This window comes from Cellvibrio fibrivorans (assembly GCF_031457055.1).
Classification (GTDB): domain Bacteria; phylum Pseudomonadota; class Gammaproteobacteria; order Pseudomonadales; family Cellvibrionaceae; genus Cellvibrio; species Cellvibrio fibrivorans.
Genome location: NZ_JAVDVX010000028.1, coordinates 1 through 1,233 on the forward strand (window position 1 = coordinate 1; position 1,233 = coordinate 1,233).

Below are 1,233 nucleotides of genomic sequence, written 5' to 3' on the forward strand. Positions count from 1 at the left end.
GTGGACTTCCCACGCTTTCATAGACAAACCGAAGCCTCATTTTGAGGTGCGCTCAAACGCCTCTGGACTGACGCCGCCAAGATGACTATGGCGGCGTGTTTGATTGTAAAACATCTCGATATAATCAAACACATCCGCCTTTGCCATATCGCGGGTTTTGTACACTCTTTTCTTTATACGCTCCTTTTTCAAACTACTGAAAAAGGATTCAGCAACGGCATTATCCCAACAATTACCACGGCGACTCATACTCGGCTCAAGGTTATGGGTTTTGCAAAAGCGTAACCAGTCATCACTGCCATATTGTGAGCCTTGATCTGAATGTATCAACACACGCTGCTTGGGGCGACGACGCCAGACTGCCATCAGCAATGCATCCAGCACAATCTCTTTGGCCAGTGATGGCTTCATCGACCAACCCACAACCTTGCGTGAATATAAATCCACAACAACAGCCAAATACAGCCAGCCTTGCCAGGTACGAATGTAAGTAATGTCAGTCACCCAGAAATGATCAGGATGCTCGACGGTGAATACGCGATTCAATTGGTTCGAACTGACAAGTGATGGCCGACCAACAATATTTCTAGGCGCCTTATACCCGCGAATAGCCTTGATTTTATGGGTTTTCATGATGCGCGCAACACGATGTTTGCCACAGGTCTCGCCGACCTCTCGCAAATCCAGAAAGACGCGAGGAGAACCATAAATACCATGACTCGCAAAATAAGAATCACGGATCAAATCCAACAAACGTCGGTCTTCCACTGCACGATCGGATAGCGGTTTATGAACCCATTGATAAAAACCGCTACGCGCAACCCGAAGCAATCGACACATCAGCTGGATACTAAAGCTTTGCTGATGATCGTTAATAAACTGATACTTTACTCGGGTTGGCTGGCAAAGTACCGTGCGGCCTTTTTTAAGATGTCGCGCTCTTCTTCAGTTCGCCGTAATTGCGATTTGAGTTTGAGTATTTCCCGTTTTGCTTCTAGTAATTCTTGCTCTTGTACATCAGATTTATCCGGCGCAACAGCGCTCACCCATTTATACAGGCTGTGCGCTGAAACGCCGAGACGATTGGAAACTTCCGCCACAGAATATCCGCGTTCGGTAACCTGCCTTACAGCTTCGTCTTTAAATTCCGGGGTGTATCGTTGGTTGCTCATATAACTTTCTCCTATGCTCATAGAGTAGCTCAGGAGTGTCCACTAGAGTGTGGGAAGTCCA

The 1,233-nt window shown here is 47.0% G+C and carries 1 protein-coding gene; it reads right to left on the reverse strand.

All coding sequences use genetic code 11. The annotated features are described in order from the left end of the window. Positions 1 to 36: 36 nt before the first annotated feature. A protein-coding gene (locus J2X05_RS21115; protein WP_310076422.1) for an IS3 family transposase occupies positions 37 to 1,172 on the reverse strand; the annotation gives its coding sequence in 2 pieces (ribosomal slippage) (positions 37 to 932 and positions 932 to 1,172; 1,137 coding nt in all). Positions 1,173 to 1,233: the final 61 nt, after the last annotated feature.